Source organism: Chitinophaga pinensis, assembly GCF_007896845.1.
Taxonomy (GTDB): Bacteria; Bacteroidota; Bacteroidia; order Chitinophagales; family Chitinophagaceae; genus Chitinophaga; species Chitinophaga pinensis_C.
On sequence record NZ_VOHS01000007.1, the window covers coordinates 127,748 to 146,925 of the forward strand.

A 19,178-nucleotide genomic window follows, 5' to 3' on the forward strand; every position below is an offset into this window, starting at 1 on the left:
ACACGGATCAATACCTGTGGGACATGATCAGGACTGACTCGGTAGACGCTTTTAACGAAGTGTACAACCGTTACTGGGATATGCTGTATCATGTTACCCTGAAACGCCTGCAGGTAAAGGAAGTCGCCGAAGAGATCGTACAGGACACATTCATCATTCTCTGGGAAAAAAGACACGATATTGAAATCTCCGTCCTGAAACATTACCTTTTTGCCATCACCCGTTACGCCGTATTTCATTACATCGCTAAGCAACAGACGATTGCCTCCCGTATGAAAGCCCTGTCGCATACACCGCAACTGGCGGGTGGGCATGCCGATCTGGAAAGTCTTGTCAGCGATCGCTTATTATTACAGCTTATAGAAACCATCTCCAATGAATTACCGGAGAAAAGCAGACAAGTGTTCCGGTATAATAAACTGCTGGACCACTCCTTGTTACAGGCAGCGAAAACTTTTGATATATCTCCTAAAACAGCAGAAGGCCACCTTACAAAAGCCCTGAAAACCCTGCGTGTAAAACTAAGCGCATTGTACGGTGCGCTCCTCTGAACCCTCCCTCAAAAAAATATTTTATTTACAGCAAGGGTAAATTGTCAGTTTAACACTCTATATATAATATACAATACTGAAGCCGATGTCTGACGACTATATTCGTTCTCTTGCACGTAAGTGGCTGGCCGGTAATGCAACCGAAGAAGAAACCGCAGCCCTGATGCAATGGTATGGGAAAGAGGAGGAAAAGCACCGTATTCCCGTCCGGTGGATAGGCATAGCCGCTACATTGTTACTGGCAGCAGGTATCTGGTGGATCATGCAAAAACCGGAAGGGCGGAAAATGGCAGTGTATGTACCTCGCGAACAACAAAACAGGATCGTACTGCCGGATAGTTCCATCGTATGGCTGAATGCAGACAGCAAACTGCAATACCGGGAAGATACGCTTTCACGGGAAGTAACCCTCACCGGAGAAGGTTTTTTTGACGTCAGTAAAAGGACTAAACCATTCATCGTAAAAGCAGGCAAATGTATTACGACAGTACTGGGTACATCTTTTAATATCAAAGCATATAATAATGAAGCCGTCGCTATTACCGTCGCTTCCGGAAAGATTCAGGTACAGGATGAAAAAAAACATATCAGCATATTAACAGCCAACAAACAGATCACGCTGGAAAAGATGACAGTCGAACGAACAGTGAACGCTACGGTTGCCCACGCCTGGATCCACGGCAGGTTTGAGATAGACAATGAAACATTTGAAACAGTGGCGAATAACCTGAGCAGAAAATATGGGGTCACTTTTTACTTTGAAAATGATGCCCTGCGTACCTGTACATTCATCGCCAGCTTTGATGAACATGCCACGTTGGAGAGAATACTCGGACTATTATGTAAGATCAACAATTCCACGTTCCGCCTTAGCGAAGATCAGCAGGATGTGTATATCAGCGGACAAGGTTGCAGTTTATAATTTCACGCACAATAAGTAATCCCGTTATGAAACAAACAAACAATTTCCCAGGCAACACCACATAAAAAATCCTTTCCTGAAAGGAAAGGATAAACATAGCGCTGTCTGCATCAAAGTCTGCAAACCATACATGCAAACAGGCGCTACGGCTTTGTATTCTATTACATCATACAAAATGCATTTAAAGATATGAAATACTCCGGTATTTTGTCAGGGATGCCTATGCGCTCATCCCGGCTGATATATTATTTACCTGATCTCTTATTTAAGCTGATGCGTACTGTGATCATGATAATGATGGTGCTGTGCACGACAACATTTCTGCTGATGGCCCGTCCCTCCAGTGGACAAGACCTCAGTACCGTCATGTTGCAGCTCAACACCAAAGAAGGAAAACTGGACAAAGTCCTGAAGCGTATCGAAACGCAGGCCCCCTTCTTTTTTATTGTGGATGGCACACTCGCCGGCAGCATTCCCACTCCCGCCCTTGAAGGAACAAAACGCTCCCTGAAAGAAGTGCTGGATATACTGCTGCCCGATGAACTGTTCTATGTACAGGATGGCAATTATATCATTATCAAAAGAAGACCGATGTCAGCCGCTATGCAGGCTGTCGCCGAAGGTATCACACCTCCCGCAGGAATGGCGAAAGTCATCACAGGTATAGTGACCGATGAAAAAGGAATGCCGCTACCGGGTGTAAGTATCGTCGTAAAAGCTTCCCGTGCGGGCACTATGACAAACGATAAAGGCGTCTTTTCACTCGAAGCAAGAGGAGATGCAGATACTCTGCTGATCAGTTATATCGGTTATCGTACACAGGAAGTGGCTGTAAGAGGCCGTAGTCAGCTGAACATCCAGCTGGCATTAAGCGAAAACTCCCTTGCCGATGTTGTCGTAATTGGTTATGGCAGCCTGCGGAAAGGCGATCTGACCAGCGCTGTTGCTACCGTGAAGTCAGAAAGTTTTGTCAAAGGGAATGTACTGGATGCCGGTCAGCTGTTACAAGGCAAAGTAGCCGGTTTGTCTATCGGTACACCAAGCGGAGACCCTACCAGTGGTTCACAAATCCTGCTGCGTGGTAATACAACCCTGTTGGGCGCAAATGCGAATCCACTGGTACTGATCGATGGTATCCCCGGCGATCTTAAGACCGTAGCACCGGAAGATATCGAGTCAGTAGACGTCCTGAAAGATGGTTCTGCTGCTGCGATCTATGGTACGCGTGGTACAAATGGTGTGATCATCATCACCACCCGTAGAGCCAGTGGTACATTCAGTAATTCCGTTGATTACAGCGGGTATGTCAGTACACAGAAGATTGCCCGCAAACCGGAAATGCTGACTGCGGATGATTATCGTAAACAGATCGCAGAAGGGCTGAGAGACGCTTCCTGGAATCAGGGCGCTAATACCGACTGGCTGAAAGAAATATCGCAGACACCACTCACACATGTACATAACCTGACTTTCCGGGGCGGCAATAGTAAAACAAACTACCTCGCTAACGTGAACTACCGTTCTCTGGAAGGTGTCATGAAGAAATCAGACAACCGCACATTTACCGGTCGTATCGATATCAACCATAGTATGCTGGATGATAAACTACGTATCAATCTTGGCATGCTGAACGCGAATAATAAATATACCACTACAGGTGATGGATTCAGTTTCAATGGATATACCTACAGACAGGCCATGATCCGTAATCCTACTTCACCGGTACGTGATTCTCTGGGAAACTGGTATGAGCAGACAGGGCTCTTTAACTATGAAAATCCCTTGTCAAGACTATATGAAAGCGATGGACGTAATACCTCCCAGAATTCGCGTTTAAATGGCTCACTGACCCTCTTGCCTGTCGAAGGACTGAAACTGTCTGCATTGTTCTCTTATACGCGTTATAATGAGGATAGAGGGTATGCTGAGACCAAACGTCATATCTCCACCCTGAGAGATGGCCGGAATGGATATGCTTCTGTAGGAAGTACACAATCTATTGACAGGCTCATGGAATTGACCGCACAATACAATAAGAATGTAGGACGACATAAATTTACCTTACTGGGTGGTTATAGTTATCAGGAAAATGAATTTAATACCCATTGGGCACAGAACTGGGATTTCCCGACAGACCGTTTTACCTATAATAACATTGGTATCGGACAAGCCCTGAAAGAAGGACTGGCACCTGAATACAGCGAAAAGAGAGAAACAAACCTGATCGGTTTCTTTGGCAGGGCAACCTATAGTTTCGATGATCGTTATCTGTTACTGGCCAGTTTAAGACATGAAGCGGCGAGCCAATTGTATGGTACGAAACAGCCATGGGGTAACTTCCCGGCAATATCCGCAGGATGGCGTATCAGTAATGAGGCATTCATGAAAAGACAAAGTCTGTTCGATGACCTGAAACTGCGTGTAGGTTATGGTGTTACCGGTACACAACCGACTGACCTGTTCCTTGGCGTAGCTATTCTGAGCTATGGCGCTTATGTATATTCTAATGGCGTGTGGATACAGACACTCGGACCTTCACAGAATCCTAACGCGGACCTTCGCTGGGAAGAAAAACATGAAACCAATGCAGGTGTTGACTTCTCAATGTTTCAGGGTAGAATCAGCGGTAGTGTGGATTATTACATCCGTCGTATCAATGGGCTGTTGTATGACTATCAGGTGCCTAGTCCGCCAAACCTCTTTTCTTCTACCCGCGCGAACGTAGGTAAGATGGAGAACAAAGGACTTGAAGTGATCGTCAACTTTATCCCTGTCAAAACAAAAGACTTCGAATGGAGCAGCAGTGTGAACTTCTCAACCAATACGAATAAACTGCTCAGCCTTTCCAATAATATATACAAGGCTACCAATAACTACTTTACTACCGGCGGCACCGGTGAACCTATCCAGACATTCACACACATTGTGAACATCGGAGACAAGATCGGTGACTTTTATGGTTTCAAAGTAGTGGATATTTCTCAGGATGGTAAATGGGTGTATGAAGGTCGTGATGGTAAACCCGTCAATTATGATGATTACCAGCACGCTTTTGAAGATAAACGTGTACTCGGAAATGGTTTGCCGAAATATTACGGCGGATGGAACAACAGCTTCCGTTACAAACGATTTGACCTGAATATTACCATGCGTGGTGCATTTGATTATCAGATACTGAATTTTCAAAGGATGTATTATGAGAATACCGGTCTGCAACAGTATAACCGCCTGAAATCAGCCTATGATAAGGTGTTCGGTAAGGCCATACTGAGTAAGGATATGCCTCTGGAGTTCAATAGCTACTATGTGGAAAATGGCGATTTCTGGAAGGTAGATAACATCACACTGGGATATAACATCCCTAACCTGAAATCGAAATACCTGCACGCCGCAAGAGTCTATGTATCCACGCTCAACACTTTTGTCATTACAGGTTATAAAGGGATAGATCCCGAAGTAAACAGACTGGGCCTTGCACCGGGTGCTGATGACAGAGATAAATATCCGTCTGTGAGAACATTTACTGTTGGTGTAAACATGAGTTTCTGATCCGTTAATGCTACTGTTATGAAACATACTGCAAAAAAAATATTGCTTGCTACATTCATCATCCTGTGTAGCTGTACCAAACTAAAAGATGATAGTTATAATCAGATCATAGCCGGACAATTTGAACCTACTGCACAGGACCTTGCATCGCTGGTAGGTGCAGCTTATGTAAACTGGCGTATTGTATTGAATGGTTGGAATGGATATGCACGTATTCAGGAAGCCACTTCAGATGAAGCCGTAGTGCCCGCGAGACCCAACGGTTGGGTAGATGGAGGTATCTACCGTCGTTTACATGAACATAAATGGACTTCTGATGACGATGTGACAATCAACACCTGGGGACGTACCTATGCTGGTATTACCAATTGCAACAGGGTGATCTATCAGCTGGAATCAGGTGCGATACCCGTTACCAGCGGCAAGGAAGAGACACTGGCAGAACTGAAAGTACTGCGGGCTTCTTATTACTATGTATTGTGTGATGTATATGGAAATGTGCCGGTCGTGACGGACTTTAACGTGCCTGATGGCTTCCTGCCCGAACAACGTACCAGAAAAGAGGTATACGATTTCATCATCAAAGAGATCAAAGACAATATCAGTTTATTGAGTGATAAGAATGATAAATCCACCTATGGTAAATTCAATAAATGGGCGGCTTATGCCTTGCTGGCTAAGATGTATCTGAATGCCGAAGTCTACACAGGTACAGCTGCATGGAGTGATTGTATCACTGCGTGTGATGCAATTATCAATTCCGGCAAAGGGTTTATACTGGAACCGATACAGCGTAATTTATTTGTTACAGAGAATGAGAATTCAAAAGAAATCATCTTCGCACTGCCTTTCGATGAGACATATGTGACTGACTGGAACGCATTTGATATACACATGCAGACACTGCAACCGGCAAGTCAGGCGACTTATAACCTGAAGTCTACGCCATGGGGCGGTATCTGTGCTATTCCACAGTTTATTAACACCTTTGATCCGGATGATGCCCGTTACCGGGATAACTGGATCAAAGGACAGCAATACAGCGCTGCCGGCGAACCGCTTAATTGTACGATGGGTGCTTATACCGGAAAACCTCTGGCATTTGTCAATGAAGTACCGGGTATCGATCTTTCAGAAGAGATCCATGGTTTCCGTCTGGGTAAATTTGAAATCAAACAGAATGCGAATGTACAGCTCAGCAATGACTGGCCCTTATTCAGATATGCAGATATTCTGATGATGAAAGCAGAGAGTCTGCTGAGAGATGGAAAAGCAGCAGCGGCTGCGGATCTGGTGACGGAGGTAAGACGCCGTAACTTCACAGATCATCCGGAGAAGGCAATCGTAACAGCCGCCGATCTTGTGAAGGGAAGTGTGTATAACTATGGTCTGCGTAATCACCTGAATCAGACAATTGAAGGCGGCGACAATGTACAGTATGGCCGCTTTCTCGATGAACTGGGATGGGAGTTTAATCAGGAAGATCGCCGCAGACAGGATATGATCCGTTTTAAGGTGTTTACAAAGAAAGCGTGGTTCTCACATTCTCCGAATGGAGACTATCGTACACTCTTTCCTATTCCCCGTATTGAAATCAATAAGAACGGCAATCTGAAGCAGAATACTGGTTATTAATAATAAAGGTTATGAAGAAACAATTGTTAACATTGGCCCTGCTGTATGCCCTGCCTTTATGTGCACAGCAGGCAGACTATCCTGTAAGAGGGGTGGATATCACCGCTGTAAAACTGACCGACAGCTTCTGGCTGCCACGGATCCGTGTGAATCATACAGTCACCATTCCGGCTTCCTTTGCAAGGTGTGAAAGTACAGGCCGTGTGAAGAACTTTGAAATGGCAGCAGCAAAGGAAGGGAAGTTCTGTACAAAATATCCTTTCGATGATACGGATATCTATAAGACGATTGAAGGCGCCGCTTATTCAATGGCAGTCACACCAGATAAGAAGATGGATGCCTATGTGGATTCACTGATCGCGATTGTCGCAAAAGCACAGGAGCCGGATGGCTATCTGTATACAGCCCGTACAATAGATCCGGCGCATCCGCACGACTGGGCAGGTCCGGAACGTTGGGTAAGAGAACATGAACTGAGTCACGAGCTGTATAACTCCGGCCATATGTTTGAAGCTGCCAGCGCACATTATCTTGCTACCGGTAAACGTAACTTTCTGGATATCGCTTTGAAGAATGCGGACTTGCTGGTGTTGACATTCGGACCGGGAAAACGTGGTGTGGCACCGGGGCATGAAGTGGTAGAAATGGGACTGGTACGCTTATATCGCATCACGGGTAAAAAGGAATACCTGCAACTGGCAAGGTTCTTTATTGACGAAAGAGGGAAACGTCAGTATAATCCAAAGAGCAGAAATCAGTGGGAGAATGGTAAGTACTGGCAGGATCAGGAGCCGGTTGTAAATCAGTCAGAAGCCGTAGGACACGCCGTAAGAGCGATGTATCTATATGCAGCGATGGCCGATGTGGCTGCACTGGATGGAGATACGGCTTACCTGCATGCCATTGACAGGATCTGGGACAATATGGCTACAAAGAAGATCTATGTGCAGGGTGGTATCGGTGCTATTCCCGATGGAGAACGCTTTGGTGAGAATTATGAATTGCCTAATGCTACCGCATATAATGAAACATGTGCAGCCATCGGCAATGCCTTCTGGAACATACGTATGTTTCAGTTGCATGGCGACGCGAAATATGTGGATATGCTGGAAAAAGTGTTGTACAACGGATTGATAGCTGGTGTCGGACTGGATGGTAAATCCTTCTTCTATACCAATGCCATGCAGATCAGAAATGGTGTACATCATCATAGCATGGAGCCGGGCCGTTCCGGATGGTTTGAGTGTTCCTGCTGCCCTACTAATATGGCGCGTTTTCTGCCTTCATTACCCGGTTATATCTACGCACAGAAAGCCCGGGATGTATATGTCAATCTGTTCATCAGCAGTACAGCCAATATACAGGTAGAAAAACAGAAAGTGAAGATTGTACAGACGAACAATTATCCATGGAATGGAGACCTGCGTTTTAATATTGAACCGGAGAAGGCAACGGATTTTGCGTTAAAATTGCGTGTACCGGGATGGGCAAGACAGGAGGCGATTCCCGGCGGACTGTATCATTTCAAAGAGCAGGATCAACACAAAGTAGTGATCAAAGTAAATGGTCAGCCGGTTGACTATCAGCTGGAACAGGGCTATGCAGTAATCAAAAGAAAATGGAGCAAAAAGATGTTGTAGAAATGCAACTGCCGATGGATACACATGAAGTACTCGCGGATAATAAAATCAAAGATGATATCGGTAAAGTTGCCATTCAGCGTGGACCATTGATGTATTGTGCAGAATGGAAGGATAATGAGGGTCGTACCAGTAACCTTTTGCTTCCCGCGACATTCCGGCCGGAAGAAAGAAAAGATCTGTTGAATGGGGTGGTAGTACTGAAAGGAGAAGGCAAAAGTGTCAATGTAGATGTGCAGCAACAACAGGTGAATACTACACCGAGACAAATTACACTGATCCCTTATTATGCATGGGCAAACAGGGGTGAGGGAGAGATGAATGTCTGGTTTCCTGCGAAGATCGCAGATGTGGATATACTGGCACAATAAGGAATAATAGGAGATAAAGCAATGGCTGTCCGGTTACTGCGGACAGCCATTTTTGTAAACAACTATTTTACAGTCCTTCTGCAGTCCATGCACCACTCTGTACGAGTAATCCGAACCAGTCTTCCATGTGCCAGGTATGTGTGAGTTTCCCGTCTTTCAGATAATGAAACTCATGTAATGGCACGCTCACTTTTTGATTGGTTGGCGGAATACCCAATACAGCTTTATTGTGTGTGAACGTGATTGCAGCTCTTACCGCAGCCCGTTCATGAACACCCATGATCTCATGAATGACGATCTCTATATCCGGGAAGCTGCTGACAAAGCTGCGGATAATATCTTTTAAACCCTGTGGACCATCTGCTTGTCCGGGCGCCATTGGAATATCCTGCCAGTCAGATGCACAGACGGTATCCAGCAGGTCTGGCTGCTGCTCTTTCCATGCGCTGTAAAATACTTTTATGGCTTGTATTTCTTCTGCACTCAATGGTGCTGCCTGTATATCCGGTGTCTTCATGTTATTGATATTTACAGGGCAAAGGTCAGTCAGGGAGCGGGTAGTATAATGGTGATGATTTCAGGGTTATTAGTAGTGTTTTCAGTTTTTGGATAGTGGAATAAAAGCAAAGGGTGTTCACTACATAGCGAACACCCTTTGTAATATTATCGGCCAGAAGGATGATTAACGTAATCCTTCGCAGATCTTCTTCACGATGGTTGGTCCTTCGTATACAAAGCCTGTATAGACCTGTACCAGTGATGCGCCTGCGTCCAGTTTTTCCTGTGCATCAGCAGCGGTGAAGATACCACCTACGGCGATGATGGGCACAGCGCCATTGGTGTTTTTGTGAATATACCGGATAACTTCAGTCGCTTTTTCTCTTACCGGCAGACCGCTCAGTCCACCCGCGCCGATTGCTTCTACTTCTGCAACAGGCGTTTCCAGATTGGAGCGGTCAATAGTTGTATTGGTCGCTACGATACCCGCCAGTTGGGTTTCCTGTACGATTTCGATGATATCATCCAGCTGACTGGTAGTCAGGTCGGGTGCTATTTTCAGGAGTATTGGTTTGGGTTTGCTCTTCTGGTTGTTCAATGTCTGCAGGTGATGCAGCAACTGTTTCAGTGGCTCTTTTTCCTGTAATGCACGCAGGTTAGGCGTATTCGGGGAACTCACATTCACCACGAAATAGTCTACCACATCAAAAAGAGCATGGAAACATTTTTCGTAATCACTGATCGCCTCCTCATTAGGCGTGATCTTGTTCTTACCAATGTTACCCCCGATGATGATATCGGATTTCCTTTTTTGCAGGCGTTTGGCAGCTGCAACAGCGCCTCCGTTATTGAAACCCATACGGTTAATGAGCGCCTTGTCTGCCGGCAGGCGGAACAGACGTGGCTGATCATTACCCGGTTGAGACACCGGCGTAACAGTACCGATTTCTACGAAGCCAAAGCCCAGACTGGCCAGTTCGTCGGTAAAACGGGCGTCCTTGTCAAAACCTGCAGCCAGTCCGACAGGGTTTTTAAAGGTCAGTCCCCAGAGTTGCCTTTCCAGTCCTTTACGTTTCGGCTGACAAAAGGAGTGGAGCATATTTTTTCCCAGAGGAAGGCCATGCATAACCTGCAGGCCCTTCATTACCTGGTAATGGATGCTTTCCGGAGGAAAGCGGAAGAGTATATTCTTAATAAAATTGTACATGCGGGCACAAAGATAAATAAGTTAGACAATAACCGATAGTCCGTTACAGCAGACGCATAATACACATTTTGTATGTCTGTACAGAATGATTGTCAGGTGATAACACAGCAAAACCGGGTATATATTATATCTTTACACCGCTTTTAACCAATGCTGGACCGCCAAACATTTGAAGATATCTTTAGAGAACATCATGCCGCCTGTCTCGCTTTTGCCGTGCATTACACTGGTAATGTCCACGAGGCGGAGGAGGTAGTGCAGCAAGTATTCCTGCGACTGTGGGAGAAAAGAGCGGCTATTGATATTACAGGCGCACCCCGGTCTTACCTGCTGGCAGCGATCCGGAATACGGCGATCAGCAACTGGCGGAAGGAGACGGTGAGGCAGGAAAAAGAGCAGACCGCCGGTCATCTTCAGGCAGCCGATCTACCCGTACAATCACCGGTATGGGAACTGGAAAAAAGGTATCAGCAAGCTCTGGAAGTACTCCCCGAACGGTGTCGTGAAGTGTTTATACTCAGCCGTCAGCAGCAATTGAAGTACCATGAGATTGCCGAAGTGATGAACATTTCTGTGAAGACGGTAGAAAATCAGATGGGAAAAGCATTAAAAATTATGCACAGGGAACTGAAGGACTACCTTAGCCTGTTACTTTTACTATTTTAAGGGCAGATATATGCCCACCGGGGGATCCTGGCAGTTATGTGCACCAAAATATTTACGTATCCCTATAGGGGAAAGATATTATAACCTGCGTCCTGTTACCGGGGAAAGTCAGTACGTGCTCCGGCACGGCTTTCACCTGTTTAAAACACTACAAACTGTTCGATGACTAAACTGAATGCTGACGAGGCACTATATGCCTTGCTATGTAAATACGTGCTCGGTGAAGCCGATGTAATTGAGCGCCAATGGGTGGACGAATGGCTGAAAAGCGATCCGGAACATCCGGCCTTACTGGCTTCACTGGAAAAGTTGCTTCAGGGGCAACCAGCCATACAGGTGACCCCGGAGGATACGGAACGTGCCTGGCAGTCTCTCAGTGTCCATATGGGTGGGATGACCGTTAGTCATAAGCGACGTAGCTGGTGGGCCGCAGCAGCTGTTTTGCTGATTGCAGCAGGAACAGGATGGTGGTGGCTGACAGCCAGAAGCAACCGGGTACAGCGATATACAGGGCCAGCGGTCGCTTATCTGAAAGACGGGTCCACGATCCGGCTGGAAGATAATGCCCTGCTCGAAGTCTCATCCGGCTTCGGTAAGATACAAAGGGAAGTGACATTGGAAGGAAAAGCACTCTTTACTGTAACGTCAGACGCTACCCGTCCGTTTATAGTAAGGCTGGGAGAACGCACTATTAAAGTGCTGGGTACCCGGTTTACGGTGGAAACAGCCGGTAAAACAGGGCCTTTCCGTGTGCATGTAGATACGGGAGAAGTGATGGTCAGCGATAGCCGTAGCAGTGATAGCATAGTGTTGTCTGCCGGTATGCTGCTGGAACAACAGGAAAAGGGACGTTTCCGGGTAGCTGCACATGTGGCGGATGCCGTTGGCAAACAATTGTCATTTACAGATACACCCTTGTCGGAGGTATTAGAGACTATCGGATTAGTGTATAACATAACCGTTACCGCAGACAGTACATTGCTGGAGCTGCCGGTGACAGCCACTTTTACCGGCGAAACAGCCGACAACATACTGGCCTCACTCGCATTTATGACCAATGCGACCATAGAAAAAGGAGCGTCAGGTGTCACATTAAAGAAGCATGATGAATAATAGTTACAACCTTAAAACGAATGATGTCACTGTTTGGTAGATTCCTGCTGGGGATGCTATTGATCAGTATTTCTGTACAGGCGTCAGAGTGGGACTGGAGAATGAAAATCAGCGTGGCCGTAAAAGACCAGCCGCTGGAAACAGTATGTACTATACTGGAACAACAGTACGGTATCCATTTTTCTTATAGCCGTAATATTGTGGACCTCTCACCACTGGTCACTATCAACGTACAGAACAGACCTCTGAAAAAAGCTTTGGATGAAATTTTTAGCCCCTACAATATTTCTTTTGCCCGTATCGGCGATCAGATAGTACTGACAGTAAGAAAACATCCTACTTCTACTATCAGCGGATATGTACAGGATCACCAGACCGGCGAGAAGCTGATCGGAGCTACCGTCTATTCCCCCATTTTACATGTGGGGACTATGACAAACCAATTTGGCTTTTTCAGTATCACCATTCCCCGGGATACAAGTAGTCTGACCGTTTCTTATGTAGGATATGAACCCGCCCGTCTGCCTGCCCGGAAAGATGAATATACACCTGTAATAGTATCATTGCACCCCCGGAGTAGTTTACCGGAAGTGATAGTGGATACAGTCCGCCCGACGGAGCAGAGTACCGTCAGCCGCCTGAATGTATCTCCCGCAGCTGTTAAATCCATGCCCCGTTTATTGGGAGAAGCAGACATGATGCGCACGATAGTGGCTTTGCCGGGAGTTTCCGGCGGACTGGATGGCGGAGGATCACTGAATGTGAGGGGAGGCAGCCCGGATCAGAACCTTGTACTGCTGGATGGTACGCCTATTTTCAACGTCTCACACCTCTTTGGTATCTTCTCTGTTTTCAATCCTGATATTGTCAAGAACGCAGATTTCTATAAGGGGGCATTTCCCGCCCGTTACGGCGGGCGTTTGTCTTCCATTGTGGATATCTCTCTGAAAGACGGAGATATGCAGCAATATCATGGCGAGGCATCTATCGGATTGATTGCTGCGAAGGCGATGGTAGAAGGACCACTGAAAAAGAACAAAACTTCTTTCCTTGTGTCAGCCCGTCGCTCACATACTGATATGCTCATGAATGATCTCGCGGTGAACAATAACACCCAGACGGGGCCGAAGAGCAAAGCATATGTGTATTTCTATGATGCAAATGTGAAGATCAACCATATTTTTTCTCCCCGTGACCGTATCTATCTGAGTGCTTATGTAGGACAGGATAAGCTGAGTGTAAGATGGGAAGAAGGTGCTTCGGATGGCGGTATCAGTACCTATTACGGCGATAGCCGTTCTAATTTCCTGTGGGGAAATTATACCAGTACCCTGCGATGGAACCATGTGTTTGGTCCGAAGATGTTTGCAAATGTGACAGCGAATTATTCCCAGTATTATTTCTCCACCGACTATAAATACTACTATAAGCCGCTGAATACACTGGATACAGGTATATTATCCGGTAAATACTATTCCCGGATCCAGAATGCAGTAGCGAAAATGGATTTCGAATACAGACCACAACCCAAACACACAATTAAATTTGGTGCAGGTGGGATCACACACATTTTTACACCAGGTGTATCTGTATTTCAGGACAATGGTAACGATCAGCCGGCAGTAGATACTACTTACGGAGATGTTACTTCGGTCGGACAGGAGCTGTATGTATACGGAGAAGATGAGTGGAATGCACTGCATAATCTCTGGCTGAATCTGGGGGTACATGCTTCCGGTTTTCTGGTAGACGGTCGTTTCTATAATTCTATACAACCCCGGCTGGGCATCCGTTATCAGTTACCACACAGATGGGTGCTGAGAGGATCTTATACACATATGACGCAGTATCTGCATCTGCTGGCCAATAATGCGGCGAGTCTGCCCACTGATCTGTGGGTTCCATCATCCGGGAGGGTCAAACCGATGTTCTCACGACAGGGTTCTTTCGGTGTATCCAAAACCAGCAGAAGAGGCATGTATGCCATGTCTCTTGAAGCCTATTATAAGACCATGGATCATGTGATAGAGTATAAAGGATCTGCATCTCCGTTCAATGGCGCTGGTAAAGACTGGGACGAAGTAGTGGATATCGGAAAGGGACGTAGTTATGGCACTGAGTTATTGCTGGAGAAAAAGAAAGGGACAACCCGCGGTTGGATAGGGTATACACTGGCATGGTCAGAAAGAACTTTTCCGGGTGTAAATCATGGGAAGACTTTCCCTTACAAATACGATCGCCGGCATGATCTGGAAGTAGTGATCACGCAAAAACTGGGTAAACGCTGGGAATTATCCGCCAGTTGGGAATATGCTTCGGGTACACCACTGTCGTTACCCAATGCCAGTTATGAAGGGATTGATGATCCTTCCCCTTATGATCCGCCACAGAATGATCCTATACTTGATCATATGGGAGACAGGAATAAGTATCGTACTACACCGATGCACCGTCTGGATCTTAGCGCGACTTACAGTAAGAAAAAACGACTCTGGACAAAGAGCTGGACATTCAGTCTGTACAACGCGTATAATCAGCAGAATCCATTCTTTTACACGATTGTTACCGACAGGGAGAAACAGGAGCGATATCTGGCTGAGGTCAGCATTTTGCCTATTCTGCCAAGCGTGACTTACGCAATTAAATTTTAAATGAAACGTATGCGTCCGTTTATTGTTATTGCAATATTATGCACTTTTATATTCTCTGCCTGCAGTAAGGAATCCAGGATTGCGATACCTTATGATGGTGATAAGATCGTGCTGAACACACTGATCCAGCCGGATAGCCTTGTGTATATCAGAGTGACTGCCAGCAAACCGGTAAGAGAATATCAGAATCTGAAATTCCCGGAATTGAAAAATGCGGTTGTTTCGATGTACGAAGATGGCAAAACAATGCCGGCACCCGGGTGGAAAGTGATCAATGGGAAAGGATATTATGTATCCCATGCACCAGCCCGCGCGGGAAGTCAATATAAGATCACTGTTAATTACAGCGGACTGACCAGTGTAGCGGCCACAGATAGTACACCACAGCGCCCTGATATCAGAGATGGCGTAGCACAAAAATTGGGCAACAGGGTACGTTTTACCCTGAAAGACAATGTTAACGAGAAAAACTACTACAGAATACGCGTGTATAATGCAGACACTGTAAACGGTATTATCACCCCTTTTAAGCGCGATACAGTAAAGTTCAGACTAGACCCTTCGTTTAATAACAACTTTGCCGATATTATTGGCAATAGTTACAACAGCGAAGTGTTGCTGAGCGATGAGCGTATAAGCGGCAAAGATGTGCTGTTCGTATTACAGACCAGCAAGCAGGTCACTGCTTCCTATATGATAGTGGAAGTCAGCAATCTGACCACGGGTGCCTTTAGGTATCTGGATGCCACATCTGATCAGCGACTGGAAGACGGCATTGATTTTACGCTGAATCCGGAGGATATCTATTCCAATGTGGAGAACGGATATGGCATCGTTGCGGGGGTGAACGCCGGCAGGCTTTCATTCGCAGTAGAATAGCAGCTCTATTTCTCTATCTGGTATTTGAGAATAATATCATTCAGCTTACACGACAGTTTTACGCATTCTGAAATAATGGTGTTTTCGAGTTCTGTATAGCCCGCTGATTCCAGATGATAGATCTGCGGATATACGGATGACATCAGCTCTTTGGCGGCAGATATCAGACCGTCCTGCAGATTAACAAGTTGTTGTTGTTCCTGCATCGCACTCTGATAGTAAGGCGATAATGGATTTAGTATTTCATCCCAATCCATGGGTATTAATTTTTCCGGTGATAGGTAATATATAAACAACAACAGCAGAAAGTATTTAGTTTAACCCCTTCGGGAACTTCCTGAAGAAATATTGAATTTTATAAATATTTCCCATTTGCGTAAAGATTGTCATAAAATTTTCCCGATTTGATTAGTTCGTTACATTTCTATGACATAGATTTGCACTACTCAATTACTCCGCCGCAACTGCCAGACCATTTCTGATATATCCTTATATCATTTTCGGCTGTCAGATAACTCTTAATATTTTTTCATACTGGTAAACTGTACCGGAAAACTGCGAAGTTCCGTAGAGGGCACTGCTGTGTCAATACTGTACTTCCCGGTGTCTGGTGCCCGATAACTTATTTCTAAGATCTTGCCGGAGCATGGCGGAGTAAAAATGCTTACGGTAAGCGATGGTTGGCCCAAACCCCGGGTAGGGTCAACCATTAATTTTTCTTTCCAGCGTATTAATCAATCTTATTTATTCAAACTTATGATGAATCATATGCGGGTACGTGCAATGATCGTATCCTTTGCTGTATGCCTGTTGGCGACGATGAATGTGAATGCGCAGAAACGTATTGTATCACTGAACGGTGCGGTTACCGAGATCGTGTGTGCACTGGGATTTGAAAAATCACTGGTAGGGGTGGATGTCACCAGTACCTATCCTGCCAGTATGAAGGAGGTTACCAAAGTAGGCCATAACCGTAATATTTCCGCTGAGCCGGTGCTGGCTTTACAGCCGGACCTGATTCTTGCTACCGATAATTTTATCCAGCCTGCTGTGATTGACCAGTTCAAAAGTGTAGGCGTAAAAACCGTACAGATGAAGCAGGAATTTTCTGTATCCGGCACTAAAAAGCTGATTACAGACGTGGCTGCTGCATTGAGTGTACCTGAAAAAGGCGCTGCGCTGATCAAACAACTGGATAAAGAACAAAAGACTTTACACGTACAGGCACACCAAAAGAAAGTGTTGTTCATTTATGCGCGTGGCGCCGGTACCATGATGGTAGCGGGCAAAGAAACACCGTTGGATAAGATCATCGCTCTGGCTGGTGCACAGAATGCGGCCAACGGATTCAATGATTTCAAACCACTTACACCGGAAGCACTTGTAACTGCTAATCCGGATGTGATCCTGATGTTTGACGATGGATTAAAGAGCATGGGTGGCGTAGATGGTCTGTTGAAAGTACAGGGTGTTGCCCAGACCAATGCAGGCAAACAAAAGAAAGTAATTACCATGGATGGCCAGCTGCTGACAGGATTCGGACCACGTGTGATTCAGGCCGTACAGGAGCTTTCTTCGAAGCTGAACTAATAAAGATGAGTATTAACATAAAAAGCGTCAGCAGTATCACTATTTTAAGTGTGTTACTGATCGCAGTGATACTGCTGGCGACAGGTACAGGTGCGATGCACATGTCTCCTATGCAGGTGCTTGCCATGCTGTTGGAGAAAACAGGCATACACCTTCCTGTTGCATACGAAGAGAATATGCCGGGTGTGCTTTGGATGATCCGTCTGCCGAGAGTGGTACTGAGTGTACTGATCGGAGCCGGATTAGGACTGGCAGGGGCTTCTTTACAGGGTTTGTTGCGCAATCCGCTGGCAGATCCGGGATTGATAGGCATAAGTTCAGGTGCGTCTATGGGCGCCGTGGTGATGATCATCGTACAAAATGCATTGCCCATATTTCAAAGTGCGCCTGCGCTGAATTTTTATGCCTTGAATCTGGCTGCCTTTGCCGGAGCAATCATCACAACATTATTCATCTTTCGCATTGCACGTAGTGGCGGACAGGCCGTCATTTCAACATTGCTGCTTGCGGGTATTGCCGTCAGGGCATTGTGTGAATCAGTAACGGGGCTGATGACTTACCTCGCCAACAATGAACAACTGCGTAGTATTACGTTCTGGTCATTGGGAAGTCTGGGTGGTGCCAACTGGAAAACTGTTGCCGGTATAGCTCCCTTCATCATTATCCCGCTGATCCTGCTGCCACGACTGGCGCCGGCGCTGAACCTGCTGGCACTCGGAGAAAGAGAGGCTATGCACAGCGGTGTACGCGTGCCGAAGCTGAAAGCATTATTGGTAATATTGGCCACAATGGCCGTTGCCGCAGGTGTGGCGGTTGCTGGTATCATCGGGTTTATCGGACTGATCGTACCACATATCGTCCGGCAGTTCACCGGTCCGGATTACAGAATACTGATACCCGGCTCCGCTTTATCAGGCGCTGTATTACTGACCGTCGCCGATCTGCTGTGCCGTACGATCGTTGCCCCGGCTGAATTACCCGTAGGTATTATTACAGCGGTTATAGGAGCGCCTTTCTTCCTATGGCTGATTATTAAAGAAAAAAGGACCATACTGGCATGATGTTGTGTGTAAAAGATATATCACTCTCTCTGGGGAAAGCACAGATACTACGTGGCATAAGCATGGAAGCGAATGCCGGCCAACTGTGTGTGATCATGGGAGCGAATGGTGCCGGTAAATCAACGTTGCTGAAAGTGATCGCAGGAGAGTATATGCAATATCAGGGTAGTGTGACCATAGCCGGAAATGAGCTGAAATCATTGCCGGTGGATGCACAGGCCCGCATGAGAGCTGTACTGTCACAACAGATCACCCTGAATCAGCCCTTCTCTGTTACAGAAGTAGTGAACATGGGCCGTTACGTATATAATACCCATCTTGCTGCACTGGACAAAGAGATCGTAACTTATGCACTGAAGACCATGCAGGTTTATAATCTGCGTGAAAGAACATATCCGACTTTATCAGGAGGGCAAAAACAACGTGTACAGATGGCCCGGGTACTGGCGCAGCTACTGGAGGCGCCCGATCTGCAGGCCACGGACTATACCGGTAAAAAGATGCTGCTGCTTGATGAGCCGGTAACAGGTATGGATATCCTGCATCAGCAGTTATCCCTGCAAATGGCTACGTCTCTCGCCGCAAGCGGTGTGCTGGTTGTAGCCGTGCTGCACGACTTTCAACTCGCCGCTGCTTATGCACATAAAATGGTGCTGCTGAAAGACGGAGGTGTATATGCACAGGGAACTGTGGAGGAGATCCTGACACCTGCACATATTAAAAACTGTTTCGGTGTGGAAGTAGCCGTACTGGAACATCCTCAATGTCACTATCCGCTGGTGGTAACCGCCGCTGCCGACGGCCTTTTTAAATCACCTGCCGAAAAGGCAATAAATGTATTGTAA

At 46.2% G+C, this 19,178-nt stretch carries 16 protein-coding genes; 13 read left to right on the forward strand and 3 right to left on the reverse strand.

Going from position 1 to position 19,178, the window contains the following annotated elements:
• The first annotated feature begins 23 nt into the window (after positions 1–23).
• The 6 genes from FEF09_RS09565 to FEF09_RS34700 all read left to right on the forward strand — a co-directional run bounded on the left by FEF09_RS09565 (position 24) and on the right by FEF09_RS34700 (position 8,668).
• Positions 24–551 carry a sigma-70 family RNA polymerase sigma factor gene (locus FEF09_RS09565; RefSeq protein ID WP_186774259.1) on the forward strand — a complete coding sequence of 176 codons (528 nt, stop codon included), beginning with the start codon at positions 24–26 and terminating at the stop codon, positions 549–551.
• A gap of 85 nt (positions 552–636) precedes the next feature.
• A complete protein-coding gene (locus tag FEF09_RS09570; protein ID WP_146304901.1) occupies positions 637–1,473 on the forward strand; it encodes a FecR family protein in 837 nt (278 codons plus the stop codon).
• Positions 1,474–1,662: 189 nt separating this feature from the next.
• Positions 1,663–5,022, forward strand: a complete 3,360-nt coding sequence (locus tag FEF09_RS09575) for a SusC/RagA family TonB-linked outer membrane protein (protein ID WP_146304902.1) — start codon at positions 1,663–1,665, stop codon at positions 5,020–5,022.
• Positions 5,023–5,040: 18 nt separating this feature from the next.
• Positions 5,041–6,657, forward strand: a complete 1,617-nt coding sequence (locus FEF09_RS09580; RefSeq protein WP_146304903.1) for a RagB/SusD family nutrient uptake outer membrane protein — start codon at positions 5,041–5,043, stop codon at positions 6,655–6,657.
• 11 nt (positions 6,658–6,668) lie between these two features.
• Positions 6,669–8,297 carry a glycoside hydrolase family 127 protein gene (locus tag FEF09_RS09585; RefSeq protein ID WP_409994849.1) on the forward strand — a complete coding sequence of 543 codons (1,629 nt, stop codon included), beginning with the start codon at positions 6,669–6,671 and terminating at the stop codon, positions 8,295–8,297.
• The gene (locus FEF09_RS34700) at positions 8,276–8,668 is read left to right on the forward strand and encodes a hypothetical protein (RefSeq protein WP_409994850.1); all 393 of its coding nucleotides are present in this window, start codon (positions 8,276–8,278) and stop codon (positions 8,666–8,668) included. The genes FEF09_RS09585 and FEF09_RS34700 overlap by 22 nt, the downstream gene beginning before the upstream one ends.
• Positions 8,669–8,735: 67 nt before the next feature.
• Here FEF09_RS34700 and FEF09_RS09590 read toward each other — a convergent pair whose 3' ends face one another.
• Together FEF09_RS09590 and FEF09_RS09595 are read right to left on the reverse strand one after the other, a co-directional pair.
• A complete protein-coding gene (locus FEF09_RS09590; RefSeq protein WP_146304904.1) occupies positions 8,736–9,185 on the reverse strand; it encodes an ester cyclase in 450 nt (149 codons plus the stop codon).
• Positions 9,186–9,350: 165 nt separating this feature from the next.
• The gene (locus tag FEF09_RS09595) at positions 9,351–10,373 is read right to left on the reverse strand and encodes a quinone-dependent dihydroorotate dehydrogenase (RefSeq protein WP_146304905.1); all 1,023 of its coding nucleotides are present in this window, start codon (positions 10,371–10,373) and stop codon (positions 9,351–9,353) included.
• Between the two features lie 150 nt (positions 10,374–10,523).
• On the opposite strand from FEF09_RS09595, the gene FEF09_RS09600 reads away from it, so the two are divergent.
• The 4 genes from FEF09_RS09600 (at position 10,524) to FEF09_RS09615 (ending at position 15,682) form a co-directional block, all read left to right on the forward strand.
• Complete coding sequence (locus FEF09_RS09600) at positions 10,524–11,039, forward strand: RNA polymerase sigma-70 factor (protein WP_146304906.1); 516 nt, start codon at positions 10,524–10,526, stop codon at positions 11,037–11,039.
• A 162-nt stretch (positions 11,040–11,201) separates the two neighbouring features.
• A complete protein-coding gene (locus FEF09_RS09605) occupies positions 11,202–12,152 on the forward strand; it encodes a FecR domain-containing protein (RefSeq protein ID WP_146304907.1) in 951 nt (316 codons plus the stop codon).
• A 20-nt stretch (positions 12,153–12,172) separates the two neighbouring features.
• Positions 12,173–14,803 (forward strand): TonB-dependent receptor, encoded by a 2,631-nt coding sequence (locus FEF09_RS09610; RefSeq protein ID WP_146304908.1) that lies wholly within the window; start codon positions 12,173–12,175, stop codon positions 14,801–14,803.
• A complete protein-coding gene (locus FEF09_RS09615; protein ID WP_146304909.1) occupies positions 14,804–15,682 on the forward strand; it encodes a DUF4249 domain-containing protein in 879 nt (292 codons plus the stop codon). It begins immediately after the preceding gene.
• Positions 15,683–15,687: 5 nt separating this feature from the next.
• On the opposite strand, the gene FEF09_RS09620 is transcribed toward FEF09_RS09615, so the two are convergent.
• Positions 15,688–15,939, reverse strand: a complete 252-nt coding sequence (locus FEF09_RS09620; protein ID WP_012794788.1) for a hypothetical protein — start codon at positions 15,937–15,939, stop codon at positions 15,688–15,690.
• Positions 15,940–16,438: 499 nt separating this feature from the next.
• Between FEF09_RS09620 and FEF09_RS09625 the strand changes: the two genes are divergently transcribed.
• From FEF09_RS09625 to FEF09_RS09635, 3 genes are read left to right on the forward strand one after another with little or no spacing between them, the layout of a single operon-like run.
• Positions 16,439–17,272: a hemin ABC transporter substrate-binding protein gene (locus tag FEF09_RS09625; protein ID WP_261387398.1), complete on the forward strand. Its 834-nt coding sequence runs from the start codon at positions 16,439–16,441 to the stop codon at positions 17,270–17,272.
• Between the two features lie 5 nt (positions 17,273–17,277).
• Positions 17,278–18,333 (forward strand): FecCD family ABC transporter permease, encoded by a 1,056-nt coding sequence (locus FEF09_RS09630; protein WP_146304910.1) that lies wholly within the window; start codon positions 17,278–17,280, stop codon positions 18,331–18,333.
• Positions 18,330–19,178 carry a heme ABC transporter ATP-binding protein gene (locus tag FEF09_RS09635; protein WP_146304911.1) on the forward strand — a complete coding sequence of 283 codons (849 nt, stop codon included), beginning with the start codon at positions 18,330–18,332 and terminating at the stop codon, positions 19,176–19,178. The genes FEF09_RS09630 and FEF09_RS09635 overlap by 4 nt, the downstream gene beginning before the upstream one ends.